Annotated in this window: 11 protein-coding genes and 3 pseudogenes; 4 read left to right on the plus strand and 10 right to left on the minus strand. The window is 39.8% G+C overall.

The genetic code is table 11. The features are described from left to right. The first annotated feature begins 660 nt into the window (after window positions 1–660). Window positions 661–1,969, plus strand: a pseudogene (locus tag EL087_RS07415) (transposase). A gap of 189 nt (window positions 1,970–2,158) precedes the next feature. On the opposite strand, the gene EL087_RS07420 reads toward EL087_RS07415, so the two are convergent. From EL087_RS07420 to EL087_RS09515, 5 genes and pseudogenes are all read right to left on the minus strand, one after another. Beyond that, the gene (locus EL087_RS07420) at window positions 2,159–2,959 is read right to left on the minus strand and encodes an energy-coupling factor ABC transporter ATP-binding protein (RefSeq protein WP_126407762.1); all 801 of its coding nucleotides are present in this window, start codon (window positions 2,957–2,959) and stop codon (window positions 2,159–2,161) included. Continuing rightward, window positions 2,946–3,782 (minus strand): ABC transporter ATP-binding protein, encoded by an 837-nt coding sequence (locus EL087_RS07425; RefSeq protein ID WP_126407764.1) that lies wholly within the window; start codon window positions 3,780–3,782, stop codon window positions 2,946–2,948. The genes EL087_RS07420 and EL087_RS07425 overlap by 14 nt, the downstream gene beginning before the upstream one ends. Next, window positions 3,758–4,552, minus strand: a complete 795-nt coding sequence (locus tag EL087_RS07430; protein WP_126407766.1) for an energy-coupling factor transporter transmembrane component T — start codon at window positions 4,550–4,552, stop codon at window positions 3,758–3,760. The genes EL087_RS07425 and EL087_RS07430 overlap by 25 nt, the downstream gene beginning before the upstream one ends. Beyond that, the gene (locus tag EL087_RS07435; protein ID WP_126407768.1) at window positions 4,549–5,151 is read right to left on the minus strand and encodes an ECF transporter S component; all 603 of its coding nucleotides are present in this window, start codon (window positions 5,149–5,151) and stop codon (window positions 4,549–4,551) included. The genes EL087_RS07430 and EL087_RS07435 overlap by 4 nt, the downstream gene beginning before the upstream one ends. Window positions 5,152–5,462: 311 nt before the next feature. Then, a pseudogene (locus tag EL087_RS09515) lies at window positions 5,463–6,040 on the minus strand (PhzF family phenazine biosynthesis protein); the annotation flags it as partial. A 140-nt stretch (window positions 6,041–6,180) separates the two neighbouring features. On the opposite strand from EL087_RS09515, the gene EL087_RS07445 reads away from it, so the two are divergent. Further along, on the plus strand, window positions 6,181–6,753 hold the full coding sequence (locus EL087_RS07445) for an IS982 family transposase (RefSeq protein WP_126407770.1): 573 nt from the start codon (window positions 6,181–6,183) through the stop codon (window positions 6,751–6,753). A 377-nt stretch (window positions 6,754–7,130) separates the two neighbouring features. Here the strand turns inward: EL087_RS07445 and EL087_RS07450 are convergent, their stop codons facing one another. The 3 genes from EL087_RS07450 to EL087_RS09520 form a co-directional block, all read right to left on the minus strand. Then, on the minus strand, window positions 7,131–8,027 hold the full coding sequence (locus EL087_RS07450) for a DUF6287 domain-containing protein (protein WP_126407772.1): 897 nt from the start codon (window positions 8,025–8,027) through the stop codon (window positions 7,131–7,133). A gap of 466 nt (window positions 8,028–8,493) precedes the next feature. After that, window positions 8,494–9,117 (minus strand): transposase, encoded by a 624-nt coding sequence (locus EL087_RS09430; protein ID WP_232008243.1) that lies wholly within the window; start codon window positions 9,115–9,117, stop codon window positions 8,494–8,496. A 75-nt stretch (window positions 9,118–9,192) separates the two neighbouring features. After that, window positions 9,193–9,387: a transposase gene (locus tag EL087_RS09520; protein ID WP_331852328.1), complete on the minus strand. Its 195-nt coding sequence runs from the start codon at window positions 9,385–9,387 to the stop codon at window positions 9,193–9,195. A 279-nt stretch (window positions 9,388–9,666) separates the two neighbouring features. Here EL087_RS09520 and EL087_RS07460 point away from each other — a divergent pair. Continuing rightward, window positions 9,667–10,975, plus strand: a pseudogene (locus EL087_RS07460) (transposase). Window positions 10,976–11,061: 86 nt separating this feature from the next. Here the strand turns inward: EL087_RS07460 and EL087_RS07465 are convergent. Continuing rightward, window positions 11,062–11,913, minus strand: coding sequence for an ImmA/IrrE family metallo-endopeptidase (locus EL087_RS07465; RefSeq protein ID WP_197716129.1), 852 nt, complete (start codon window positions 11,911–11,913; stop codon window positions 11,062–11,064). Between the two features lie 6 nt (window positions 11,914–11,919). Continuing rightward, window positions 11,920–12,282, minus strand: coding sequence for a helix-turn-helix domain-containing protein (locus EL087_RS07470; RefSeq protein ID WP_008809667.1), 363 nt, complete (start codon window positions 12,280–12,282; stop codon window positions 11,920–11,922). A gap of 658 nt (window positions 12,283–12,940) precedes the next feature. On the opposite strand from EL087_RS07470, the gene EL087_RS07475 reads away from it, so the two are divergent. After that, entirely contained in the window at window positions 12,941–13,750 is an 810-nt protein-coding gene (locus EL087_RS07475) for a hypothetical protein (protein WP_232008244.1), read from the plus strand. Window positions 13,751–13,761 lie beyond the last annotated feature (11 nt).

Raw genomic sequence — 13,761 nt, forward strand, 5'->3', positions numbered from 1 at the left:
TATCATATACTTTTTAATCAAAGAAAAAAAGAAACAGCTAGTAACAATATATTGACTGTTTCAAGGAGACTATGAAAAAGAAAAGTTTTAGCATTATTTATAATATATAGGTGTGGGCTTAAATAAGTCCTAACCTACCCAAACGGCTAGTTTGTTGTCCTATATACTGAGAGGTCCTGACGTTTTTATTCCCAGATTCTAAGGCATTTGAAACTGGAAGTAATGAAAAAGATAGTTAGTATCCTTCTATTTGGCTTAGCAACCATATTCTTAATACCATGCTCAAAACAAAAAAGCCTTGATGGGGATTATTATTGGATTAGTGATAATCGAAATGAAAAGATTATGACAGTGGAACTGTTGAGAGTAATGGGGATTCACTATCACTTTAAATACAGATAAGAAAACTTTTAAACTTCTTTTGGAACAACTGAAAACTATTCTTATAAAGATGGTGTTTTTACAGCTAATTTAACGGGAGTTAAAAGAGAATACTATAAAAAAGATAGTAACGCCTACAAAAAGGCTCTGAAAAAGTGGCTCTATAATTTCTGTAGTGGGTAAATCTACTACGGAGATTATGGAGCTTTTTCAGTGTATCAAAAAAGCTCCATAAGACTTATAATGAAAAGCGACTAAACAACTCATTAGGAAGACCTTATGGAACAACTTAAGAATACCACAGAACTCATCGGATTAAAAGACAAAAATATCAAAATCAAGACGGTTTTTAAGGCTGATACCCACATCACGATTGAGGCTAGCCTAGACTATCAGCCTCCACTCTGCCCTCACTGCAAAAGCCAGATGAGCAAGTATGACTTTCAACGAGCCTCTACCATCCCAATCCTTGATGTCCAAGGCATGCCAACAGTTCTCAAACTCAAGAAGCGACGCTTTCAATGTAAGGGCTGTCGTCGTGTAACAGTTTCTGAGACCAGCTTAGTCAAGAAGCATTGCCAAATCTCGAAGCCTGTCCGCCAGAAAATCACACAATACCATACCGAAAAGTTAACTAATACTGCCATCGCTAAGAGACTCCACCTTTCAGTATCTCTTGTCCAACGTCAGCTGGAAGCTTTCACCTTCAAGGAAGATTTTACTCGTCTTCCTGAGGTTCTATCAGTAGATGAATTTTCTCGAAACAAGGGACAACTAGCTTTCATTGCTCAAGATTTTGAGACCAGAAAGATTGTCACTCTCCTTGAAAACAACCGACAAACCACCATCAAAAACTACTTTTATCGCTATCCTAGAACTGTTCGTGAGGCGGTTAAAGCCGTTACTGTGGACATGTCTGGGTCTTACATTCCAATCCTAAGACCCTTCGCTCTCCTATTTTTAGGCTCAGGCTGAAACAGTCTCTCCCCAGACTGTTTCACTCCCCAAAGCTAAAATTGTGCTTGACCGCTTCCATATCGTCCAACACCTTGGCAGGGCTATGATGGCGACCAGAATTGCCATGGTGAAGACCTTTGACAAGCATTCTCTCCCTTATCGAGCCATGAAGAATCACTGGAGAATCCTGCAAAAGGACAGTCGCAAACTCTCTGACAAACGCTTTTATTCACGAACCTTTAGGCAAACCTTGACTCCAAAAGAAATTGTTAAGAAAATTCTAGATTTATCGGAGGAGCTCCGCTATTACTATGAGCTGTATCAACTCTTATTATTCCATTTTCAAGAGAAGAATACCGACCATTTTATGGCACTGATTGACGACAACCTTCCCTTTGTCAATCCTATATTTACCGCTGTCTTTAAGACCTTCAAGAAATACAAACCCTACATTGCAAACGCCCTGGAGCTCCCTTATTCTAACGCCAAGCTAGAAGCCACTAACAAACTCATCAAGGACATTAAGCGTCAAGCTTTCGGATTTCGAAACTTCAAGAACTTTAAAACAAAAATTCTCATCGCTTTGAACATCAAAATAGAGAGAACCAATCTGATTCTCTCTAGATGTTAGTGATGAGTCACCCACTACAGTTGACAATGAGCCGAAAAATAAGACAGTAACCTCAGAATAGATACTGTCTTATCTCTTTTTTTACTTAAAGCCTTGATAGACTTGACAAATGGTAGAAAAGAACCGTGAGTTCTTGCCAGAAGCTGAAGTTAATCCTTCAACCTGGAAAACCCGCAGAGGTGACTTTTTCTATACATTTCGATTTTTCTGGCAATAATCATTAACCGATAAATATGTCTGTGAATCACCCAGCGACTCCGCTATGTCCATAATCCGCGGTGGTAGTAATCCCACTCGCTGGACAAGTTCGTGATCGCTGAACAATTCCCGTGGACTGCCGGCGAAGCCAAACTTCCCGTGTTCCATAACATACACCGACTCAAACTCGGCGGCGACCCAATCCATATCATGGGTGATGGTCACAACTTGGTGGCCCGATTCAGCCAACTGATGGAAAATTGCGGTCAACTTGCGCCGGCTTTCCCAATCAAGCGACATCATCGGCTCATCAAATAAATAAATCGCCGGATCCACTGACAAAACTGTGGCAACGCTCAACAGCTTGCGTTCCGACAATGACAGGTCATATGGACTTTCAGCTGCTTTATCATCCAAGCCAACTCTTTTTAGAGCCGCTAAAGCCCGCCTCGTAATCGTGTCGTGGTCATCCATGACCTGCGCGACACTCCACTCCACCTCTCGTTGAACGGTCGGGTTGAAAAGCTGATCGTCAGGATTCTGAAAAGTAATCCCAACCTTCAGTAACTTTTCGACTGGTTTAAGATCATTAAAATTTTCTCCATCGATCTTAATCACACCGGTTTGTGGTGTCAGCAAGCCCGTCAACAATTTGAAGAGCGTTGATTTGCCGGCACCATTTTGGCCGACAATCGCCACCATCTGATCGGCGAAGTGTTTGTCTTCAACATCCAAGCTAAAGGACCGTTTCGGATAAGTGAACGTCAGGTGGTTCAGTTCAATTGTGGACATAACGAACCTCCTTCAGATCAGCGTAATTCACCGGATACCGGCCATCAGCCAAGTGCCAATCCATTTTTTGAGCAAGTTGCTGGATTGTCGGGGCTGGAATCTGCCAGTCAGCTGCCAAATGATTAAACACCTCACTCGGCCTGCCCTGGGCTACCATTTGACCCTCGTGCAGCACCCACACAACGTCGGCGACTTCGCACAAATCGTCAATTTCACTGGTGACAATGAAGACAGTCGTCTCTTTGACTTGGGCCAGCCATTGGAAAAATTGTCGGCGGCCAAGGGGATCCATCTCACTGGTCGGATCATCCATAATCAAAACAGCCGGGTTAGCCGCAATCGCCGTGGCAATTGCCAACCGCTGGATCTGACCACCGGAAAGGCTCTCGGGACGCAAATTCAGCTGTTCAATCAGCCCCATTTGCGTGGCAACTTCTTCAACCCGTTTTTGAATCAGTCCTTCAGCCATTCCCTGATTAATCAAGTCAAAGGCGATTTCATCGGCAACCGTGTCTGCCAACCCGCTTAGTTGGCCAGCTGGATTTTGCAGTACAACTCCATTCATGGCATTATAAACGAGCCAATTGTCGGACACTCTCTGGCCAAACATGTGCCAGTCGCCCTCAATCTCAGCAGACACAATTTTGGGAATGACCCCTGCCAGCACACGGCACAAAGTCGATTTGCCGGAGTGGCTATTCCCGATAATCCCAACCACCTGGCCGGTATGAACCTCCGCGTTAATCTGAAGCAGTTGTGGTTGCTCAGTACCCGGATAACGGGTGGTCAAATTTTCAATTACAATCCGTTTATCTTCGTCCATATCTTCCACCCAATCAATAAAATTGCCAATCCAGTCAGACCAATGTGCAGCGTCCGCGACAGGCGATACACGCGCTGGGAGGTTCTGACAGTCCGGTTGAGATTATCAAAACCTCTCAGTTGGAGAGAAATCGACCGCGCCATCGATTGATCCAAGGTCTTAATCACCAATGGAATTAGAACCGGCAAGACTGACTTTAATTTCTGAATCAACGTTTTTTGCGGATTGGTTCCGCGAACTTTTTGTGCCTGCTGGATTTTCCGCATATTGCGCATCATTTCCGGCAAAATATAACACACCGACATCAGAACGTAGACGGTTTTATAAGACAATCCGGACAGTTCCAAATAGGCCGCGTTTTCTGAAATACTCGTGGTCACCATAAAAAAGCCACTGGTCAAAATAATCACCAATACTCGACAACCCAGAGTGGTGGCGTAAATCAGGCCTTCTTTGTAGAACGACACCCCAAGCACAGAAAACAGCACAGTTTGATTCCGACTGTAAAATAACCCTTGGATGATCAGCATGGTGCAAATCAGAAACAGGCTGAATCCCACCGCCTTAAAGGTGGTAGAACTCAATTTGGAAAATAACAATAGCAGTGTTGCGACAAGAATTAATCCGGCCTGAAGCAATAAATTCATACTGGCAAAGCTCAACAACGTCATGTCCAAGATGAACAAGAGCTTAGTAATCGGATCGATCACCTGGTACCACTTGAGCTTGACCCGTGGCGCTCCAGAAATCAATGTTTGATCAGTTATCATTTATCACCGCTAAAGAAGTGCACCATCCGCTTCGGCAGCTGACGATAGATGAAGAATGCCAGGTAGGCCACGCATACTTTATCCAAAATATCCAAGACAAACTCATCGGTAAATGAGGCCAGCCACACTGGTGCATGATTGGCGACCATTACCGCAAACAATGAGTCACCCCAAGCGATACCGGTCTGGCCACCCCAAAAGATGACGTTGAGTGGCGTTGAAATGACAGCTGAAACGATGGCAATAATAATAGCAGAAACAAATACTCGTCGCGCTGACGAGAACCACCCATTAGCGTGCAAAACTCCGACAGCAATCCCAATTCCGATGCTGGTAATCGCATACACGGTTGAAATTGGCGATAAGGTCAGCCCATAGATCACGTTGTTGATGAAACCACTGATGCCACCGGCAATCGGCCCAGCCAACATGCTGGCAAGAAAAGTTCCCAAAGACCCCAGCCAAACGGGCAACTTTAACCCCTCCGCCAAGGCTTTGGCAACATAGTTAATTCCCACGGCAGCGGGAATCAAAGTCATGGTGGCAGCACTTAACTTAAATTTCCACATACTGGTACGATGAATCGGTTCTGTTTTCATAATCTTCTCCTTTTGTTTTTAAAGAGCCGTGTCGGGAATGACTTTCGGACGCAACGCTCTATAGTATAGTTAACAGAACTCTTAGGTCTTTTCACTGTACTAACCGTAGTCGACATAAGTTAATATAGTAAAATTACTATTTTCGAGTTCTTACTCATATCATACGCTTATTCTCAAAATTATCAAGTCTTTTCTGAAAATTCTGCGAAAAAGTTCGGTAATTGAAAATGCCCAGCTCCTGCTAGACATCTTTTGTTTTTATAATGACTTTAATCGTTATTACTTATACTTCTTTTTTAACAAGACAACATCTAGTCTGTTACATAAATCTCGCCACAGCTATAGAGGGCAGCTTTTCCTGCAAGGTAAATCCGATTTCCCTCCAAGCAACAAATAAGAACTCCGCTTCTCTCAGAAGCTTGGAAAGCCTTAAATTCTGTTTGTTCCAACTTACTAGCCCATAAAGGAATGACATGACAATGCCCTGAACCACAAACTGGATCTTCCTTGACTGACAATTTTGGAGCAAAACTACGTGTGACAGTATCGTATTTTCCCCTCTAGCAGTGATATTTAAGAGGAGACCATCTAAAGCTTTGACTCTGTCAAAATCTGGTGTCGCATCAATAACATCATTTTCATGGGGTAAGATACAGACTAGGTCTCTTCCCAGCCACGCTTCAAGCGGACGCACACCGATTGCTTCTTCCATCTCACTTGTGACTGGAACTTGCTGCGTAGCATACACTGGAAAATTTAGCTCATAATACTCAGCTTTCTTAGTAACCACAAGTTCGCCACTTTGTGTTGCAAAGGTTAGACTCTCAACATCCACTTCTATAAATTGAAAGAGAACGAAGGCAGTTGCTAAAGTAGCATGACCACACAAATGGTATATTGACTAATTGGTCTGGACTACTCCTTAATTTGTTATATTTATTACTCGTGGTGCTAGTTAATTTCAAAATACCATAAAAAGCCCAAAAGGACTATACTGTAAGTGACTAAACAAACAGAGAGGACGTCCAAATGAGCCACTTACAGTATACCGCTAAATCCCATCACTTACAATGGAATATCAAACAATTATCAAAACTTTGTTATCAGCTGTATCGTGATTATTGCCCTGAACCTTTCAAACATCGTCGCAATATTAGTCTATCTAAAGTTTCAGACCAATCTCTGAATCTATGGTTCTATGGGTTCAAAGTTTATATGCTGGTCACCCTATCAGGATATATTCTAAACTACGTTGTGACATCAGCCTCTGTTCACGATATTAGAGTAGTTGATGACTTATTGGAAAACTGCCATCACTCTTACATTTTGGCTGATTTGGGCTATCTTAGTCGCGAGCTTAGAAATAGTTTGGAACAAAAAGGTTATCATCTTTGGACTCCCTTGCGTCAAAATATGGCAGGGGCTAAGCAACATAATCATTGGAAACTGATGGCTATGAGAAGGACTATTGAAACACGTTTTTCAGAACTTTGTACGCTTTTCGATATGGAACAAACACTAGCTAGAGGAAAAACAGGATTGCAATTGAGGATAGAGCAAATCGTACTAGCCTATAATCTGAGATATTTTGAAATTAACTAGCACCACGGGTTAAATAATGATATTTCATAATGCTAGTACCTCTTATTAGTTCTTTAGTTATATTATATACATGCTTTAACAAAAAGAAAACCCCAACACGTATCATGTTAGGGTAGAGAATATGAAAAGAAAAGTTTTTGGAGTATCTAGATGATAGAATAACAGACTTAAACTATGCTAAAATAAGTTATTAATTATTTTGTTCTTACTATGCGCGTGGTTAATCACCTAAAAAGCATAGAAAAGAAGAGTTACTATGACTACTACTATTACTGTTAGATTAAATCAAAAAGAAAGAGTATTCGCAAAATCAACTTAAAACGTTAAATAAAGAAAACCGCTAAGCAATAACTTAGTGGCTTTTTAGTTTAATTGATTTATTCTTGTCGATAGTAAACATTGTCATTCGTTAAAGGTGTAGTTTGAAAACCTGCTTGGATACGGTTTTTTGTTGTATCAGAACTATCGCCAAGGTGACTAGTAACTCCTTTAGGATATAAGAAAAATAAACCTGCTCCTGCTGTTGGTCTGTTAACTTGTAAACCAAGATAAGGTATTGAACTATTTAACTCCGTGCTTAAATCAGGTACAGTCAATGTTGTTATATCAGTTGATGATGTTTGATTAAAGGTAACTGTGTTGTCACTATTAATAGTGAAGTAGCTACCATCACTTGCAACCCATGTGCCATAGAGAGTTGAGAAGTCACCGTCTAGAACCTTTGCAAGGTCAATACCATTTGGATAATAGCCTATTCCTCGATAGCTTGTTTCAGCTGTGATCCATTTGTGTTCTGCTAATCCGAACATTTCAAGTATTCCATCAGCTGTTATGCGATATTCTACTTTTTCTCCATTTGTCAACGACCAACCATACAATGTAGCATAAACTAAACCATCATCATGGGCTTTTACTGTTACGTGAAAGTTGGTAGGTGAGACTTCTAGACCTTTTAGATTAGTGTATGATGCAATTACCCATTCTCCTACTTGGTCTGTTGTTAGTTTTGTTGTATCTACTTCTTCTTTTAGTGAGGTTGCTACTGAGCTACTAGCATCTGTTTTTGATTCGGTAACTTTACTACTATTAGTTGTTTTTGACTTTGAAGTACTGCTTGTTGCTTGCTCGTTTTTAGTGCTTTTTTGTGTGTTTGATTGATTATATATAAATGCTCCGCTAATACCAGCTAGTACTACTAGCGAAAAGATAATGGCTTTTTTAGGCTTCCTCTCTTTAGTACACTCTGTTCGTTTAAATGGCGGTTGATTATTCATAGTTATGTCTCCTAATTCTACTTCTTTTTTAGCACGCGCTTCTACATCAAAACACTAGGGTGCTAGGCGTGTGATTTACTATTATTATAGTAAAATTCAGATAAAAATACCCCTCTGTAATGAATAGAATCAATTCCGAAAGTCCGTTTCTTGCCATCTATCACTCTTTGGAGGAACATTTTGACCATCAAAAAAGAATATGGTGTGCTCAAATCGCCTTGTTCAGTGTGATTTAGAATTGAAAGGAGTACTGTCCTCCCCAAAAGGGCAGACGCCACCCTTGGTCTTAAGGGAAACTTTTAAAGTTAAACACCCCAACTGGCCAAATGTGACGTCTGCCCGTGATTGAGCTTGTACAAGGCGAAGCCTACCATGACTAGAAGGCTCATGGTGACAACTACTTTCATTTTAGCTAAGCCCCTAATGATGTGATTTCCCAAACGAAAATCCCTGTCCAATCGCCCATTTAGCCTCGGCTGTCCGAAGACTTATCGTAACCTTTGTAGACCAACTCAATCGCTTTACCATTGTCAGTCACATACCAAACTTGGCCACTCTGATTGTCAATCAAATCAGTATCTAAATACTGTCTGGTCTCGTCCTCTTTCCACTGATGCTTATTGTCAACGATAGGGATAATTGCGGCTTCTTCTAAGAGAGTCTGGAGAGGCTTGCCGCTATAACCTTTATCAGCCATTAGGCACTTGGCTCTGTCAAGAATGGTCTGACTCATGTTTTTGATTATTCTTTTGGCAATTGTCGGCTCTCCTTTAGAAGCTGGTGTCACTTCCCAATCAACTGGTAAGCCGTACTTAGTATCCGCAAATAAGTGGAGACGATACCCAAAATGCTTAGTGCTTAAGACCTGACCGTTAGGTAATTGCGTCTCTTTCTTGGAGAAATCAGCGTCTAAATCAGAGCGGTGGTCCCGTCTTTTCTTATTCTTTTGATACGGACTAGCGTAACTGTCTAGATACTTCCCGTCTAAGGTCAAATGGACACCAAAATCAGGTAAGCTGTCATAGATCACGGTGACCGCAGTTTTAGCCCAAGCCTCTAAGTTGTCACCGACTGCTTCTAAGTCTGTCATAAAACGTGAGAAACTGGCTGCCGATGGGGCATGGACTTTCTTGGAGCTCCCATCTTTTAGAGTAACATAGTGAGTCTAAAAGTCACAGATTTGACGTAGCTGACTGTTAGAGTTGAGTTGACGAATCAGTTGCTTGTCAGTTTGAAATTGAAGCACTAATTTGACAATATAGGCTATAAAGTAAGACTCAACGCTATAGTCTTGACGCCCTCCCTTACGTTTGGATTCTATCTGTTCAAGTAGACCTGTCTCAGGAAGGCTATCAACCACAGCTAAAATTTTTTTCTAAATCACCTAGTTCTGTCTCCTCAAAGAGGTTGAGTTGTGTTACACTTTTCATTGTAAGACCTCGCTGTTTTTTTACAATTCTATTATAACGCTTTGACGTTTCACTGAGGCTTACAAAAGGGAAAATCGCCATTCTTTCGGCTCTATAATTTCTGTAGTGGGTAAATCTACTACGGAGATTATGGAGCTTTTTCAGTGTATCAAAAAAGCTCCATAAGACTTATAATGAAAAGCGACTAAACAACTCATTAGGAAGACCTTATGGAACAACTTAAGAATACCACAGAACTCATCGGATTAAAAGACAAAAATATCAAAATCAAGACGGTTTTTAAGGCTGATACCCACATCACGATTGAGGCTAGCCTAGACTATCAGCCTCCACTCTGCCCTCACTGCAAAAGCCAGATGAGCAAGTATGACTTTCAACGAGCCTCTACCATCCCAATCCTTGATGTCCAAGGCATGCCAACAGTTCTCAAACTCAAGAAGCGACGCTTTCAATGTAAGGGCTGTCGTCGTGTAACAGTTTCTGAGACCAGCTTAGTCAAGAAGCATTGCCAAATCTCGAAGCCTGTCCGCCAGAAAATCACACAATACCATACCGAAAAGTTAACTAATACTGCCATCGCTAAGAGACTCCACCTTTCAGTATCTCTTGTCCAACGTCAGCTGGAAGCTTTCACCTTCAAGGAAGACTTTACTCGTCTTCCTGAGGTTCTATCAGTAGATGAATTTTCTCGAAACAAGGGACAACTAGCTTTCATTGCTCAAGATTTTGAGACCAGAAAGATTGTCACTCTCCTTGAAAACAACCGACAAACCACCATCAAAAACTACTTTTATCGCTATCCTAGAACTGTTCGTGAGGCGGTTAAAGCCGTTACTGTGGACATGTCTGGGTCTTACATTCCAATCCTAAGACCCTTCGCTCTCCTATTTTTAGGCTCAGGCTGAAACAGTCTCTCCCCAGACTGTTTCACTCCCCAAAGCTAAAATTGTGCTTGACCGCTTCCATATCGTCCAACACCTTGGCAGGGCTATGATGGCGACCAGAATTGCCATGGTGAAGACCTTTGACAAGCATTCTCTCCCTTATCGAGCCATGAAGAATCACTGGAGAATCCTGCAAAAGGACAGTCGCAAACTCTCTGACAAACGCTTTTATTCACGAACCTTTAGGCAAACCTTGACTCCAAAAGAAATTGTTAAGAAAATTCTAGATTTATCGGAGGAGCTCCGCTATTACTATGAGCTGTATCAACTCTTATTATTCCATTTTCAAGAGAAGAATACCGACCATTTTATGGCACTGATTGACGACAACCTTCCCTTTGTCAATCCTATATTTACCGCTGTCTTTAAGACCTTCAAGAAATACAAACCCTACATTGCAAACGCCCTGGAGCTCCCTTATTCTAACGCCAAGCTAGAAGCCACTAACAAACTCATCAAGGACATTAAGCGTCAAGCTTTCGGATTTCGAAACTTCAAGAACTTTAAAACAAAAATTCTCATCGCTTTGAACATCAAAATAGAGAGAACCAATCTGATTCTCTCTAGATGTTAGTGATGAGTCACCCACTACAGTTGACAATGAGCCGAAAAAGTATGGTTACGACAGATAGAAAAAATGACTTAGAGACTTTCTCTAGGTCATTTTCTTGTTATTAAAAGGAGTTTCGCATGGCGTTTAGCTTCTACTTCTGTCAATTGTTTAGGATTCCAAGCATAGCTAATAGATTGTCCCTTATCATACAATCCCCAGATTTTGAACTTTGGATAACATTGTTTTATCAAAGAGGTGAATTGAGTATCTGCTAACTCTGGTAAATCAATATCTGAAATGAAGTTTACTTGATTCATTAAATGATTAAACTTTTCTAATGTGCTAGGCTCAAATTCGTTGTAATCAGAGATGATATAATCTTTAACTTGGTCAAAATAACCGATAATGTGTTTATTCTTTCTAGTTAGGTAATCTTCTACAATCTGTCTTGCAGATAGCCTATTGATGTCTAATTCAAAGTTTAAAAAGTCTGTCAAACGAGTTTTGAGAGCTTGACCAGAAACTTGTAATGCCGTTTCTACCTCTTGAAAAGCCATTTGCTGATAAAAAATCTTAGTTAGAAGCACAATATCAGGCATTAAGAGAAAAGCTGAGTAAAAATTAGCCTCTCTTTCTTGTAGAGAATCATCATGAAAATCAGTGAATACTCGCCCACTGTGATATAATAAGATGTGCCCTAATTCATGACATTTTGTAAAATTTTGACGAGTAATAGAATCACTATCTTGATAGGAAATCGTTAAAACATCATCATTGATATTAAAACCTGCTATATCTATCCGGATATGGTGAGGAATAACCAGTATATTTTTCTTGTTGACTTCATAATTGAAGTAATCCTGAAAAGTATAATAAAGAGGATGTACTTTATTTAATTTCATGAATGGATAAAGTGATTGTTTGACACGATTCCAAACATTAAAGTAAATTCTTTGCACGAAACATCAGTCTTTCTTTTCTTTATTCATAGCCTTAATGGCTTTTTCTCTCTCTAACAGAAATTCTCTCAAATCTTCTTCTAGTATTTTTTTCTCTTCATCAGATAAATTTTTAGAAGTTTTCCGATACAGAACTTCAAATGTTGATAAATCAATCTCATCTGAATTTTTGTAGTCAGATTTACCTAAAAGATAATCTGTCGAAACATTATAAAATTGCGCAAACTTTTCTAATGTTTCTGAAGATGGTTTTCTTCGTCCATTTTCCCATTGGGCATATGAAGGTTGCGATATATTTAAACTTTTAGCTATATCGTTTTGTGTCAGATTGGCTTCTAAACGCAGAGCCTTTAAGCGTTCAGGGAACATTTTTGTACCTCTTTAAAAAAATTTCTTTTTTTTACAAAAAACTCTTGACAATATAGTCACAAGACTATATAATATAAATATAGTCAGTTGACTATATAATAATTTTGCTAGACTTGACCTAAAAGTGAAATTAACTTCAATAAAGAATAGACAAGGCAATTTAGCAAAATAGTTGAATTTGTTCTTTGAAAATTGAATAAAAAAGTGCGTCAGACAACCTCACTCAAGCTTAGCTGACCAACACACAATAATCATTTAACAACTATTATTGTACAGGTTTTATCGCAAAAAGTCAAGGAGGTTGGAGTAGATGAACACAAAAATCCTTTGGAGTTATCTCACGCACTCGGCTTTTTGCCCCTCTTGACCGGATAACAAAGGGGAACTGCTGGCGCTGGTGGCGTCGGAAATGCTGACAGGTAAGATTCGTTCTGCTGGGGTAAGCATAGGCGGTTAATCGCGGCTATAGTGAAGTGAGATGACTATAATAACAGAGATTAGTCAAGTACAGCTATAGGACGGTGATAATAACAATGAGTGTGCGACGATATGAGCACGCCCTAAACAGGATTTCCTGTTTAGAAGAGTAGAAAATTGAAATTCAAAGTCACATCAATCAATAAACTTTAATTTTTTCCTCTATATTTGTAATTTTCTTTTGAAATATGGTATAATAAAGAAAATTACATTGAGAGGTGATGAAATGACACAAGAGGATATTTTATCTGAAGAACAGTGTCAACTACTTGTTGATGCTCTCCTTAAAGGAAACGAAGAATTTTGCGAAGAAATGAAAGCAAAAGAAAAAACAGAGCCGATTTACTCTGCTGCTAAAAATGGACGAGGAAATAAAATTGATAGTCGTCTTATCAAAACTTTTGCGAATCAAAAAATCAGCTTCATACAAGATTACAGTATAAAAAAAGCTGGATATAATTGGGACTACGGTGAGTATATTTGTGAAACACCTTTTGGTCGATTCTTATTTGTCATTAAATCTGACAAGGCATTAAAAAGAGCCTTTCCTAAGTCCAATAGTGATGAAAATCTTTCTGAGGATGAGGATAAAAAATATTTTGAAAATTATTTGGGAATTAACCAAAAAATAATTCGTCAAAGCAAAGAGCCTGTTGAAGGTTTATTTGAGATTCCGATTCCTCTTTTTGAAGAAGATAGAAATTCTGAAATCTTGTTAATCCCAGATGAAGTTGCTCATGAGGATATCGATTTCTTTTTTGTTCTGACTTATAAAACATCTGGCGAAGAGATAACAAGTATTGAGCTGACATTCCCTAATCCCGTTTCAAATGACCTACGATTAGCACAAGACTTATCAAGATACATTCAAACAAGTCAAATTAATGGTAACAATAGTCAAAACCCTATCAATACTACTTCTCCTCAAGAAAAAGATGAGGACATAGAAAACTTTGACGAAGGAGTGATTGAAACGAAGAAAAGTAAGTAAAAAATAAAACG

Source organism: Streptococcus milleri (assembly GCF_900636525.1).
In the GTDB taxonomy this organism is placed as follows: Bacteria; Bacillota; Bacilli; order Lactobacillales; family Streptococcaceae; genus Streptococcus; species Streptococcus hominis.

Coding starts and splice junctions, on each gene's coding strand:
- EL087_RS07420 (WP_126407762.1), bottom strand. CDS start 2,959: ATGTCCACAATTGAACTGAACCACCTGACGTTCACTTATCCGAAACGG.
- EL087_RS07425 (WP_126407764.1), bottom strand. CDS start 3,782: ATGGACGAAGATAAACGGATTGTAATTGAAAATTTGACCACCCGTTAT.
- EL087_RS07430 (WP_126407766.1), bottom strand. CDS start 4,552: ATGATAACTGATCAAACATTGATTTCTGGAGCGCCACGGGTCAAGCTC.
- EL087_RS07435 (WP_126407768.1), bottom strand. CDS start 5,151: ATGAAAACAGAACCGATTCATCGTACCAGTATGTGGAAATTTAAGTTA.
- EL087_RS07445 (WP_126407770.1), top strand. CDS start 6,181: ATGAGCCACTTACAGTATACCGCTAAATCCCATCACTTACAATGGAAT.
- EL087_RS07450 (WP_126407772.1), bottom strand. CDS start 8,027: ATGAATAATCAACCGCCATTTAAACGAACAGAGTGTACTAAAGAGAGG.
- EL087_RS09430 (WP_232008243.1), bottom strand. CDS start 9,117: ATGACAGACTTAGAAGCAGTCGGTGACAACTTAGAGGCTTGGGCTAAA.
- EL087_RS07470 (WP_008809667.1), bottom strand. CDS start 12,282: ATGTTCCCTGAACGCTTAAAGGCTCTGCGTTTAGAAGCCAATCTGACA.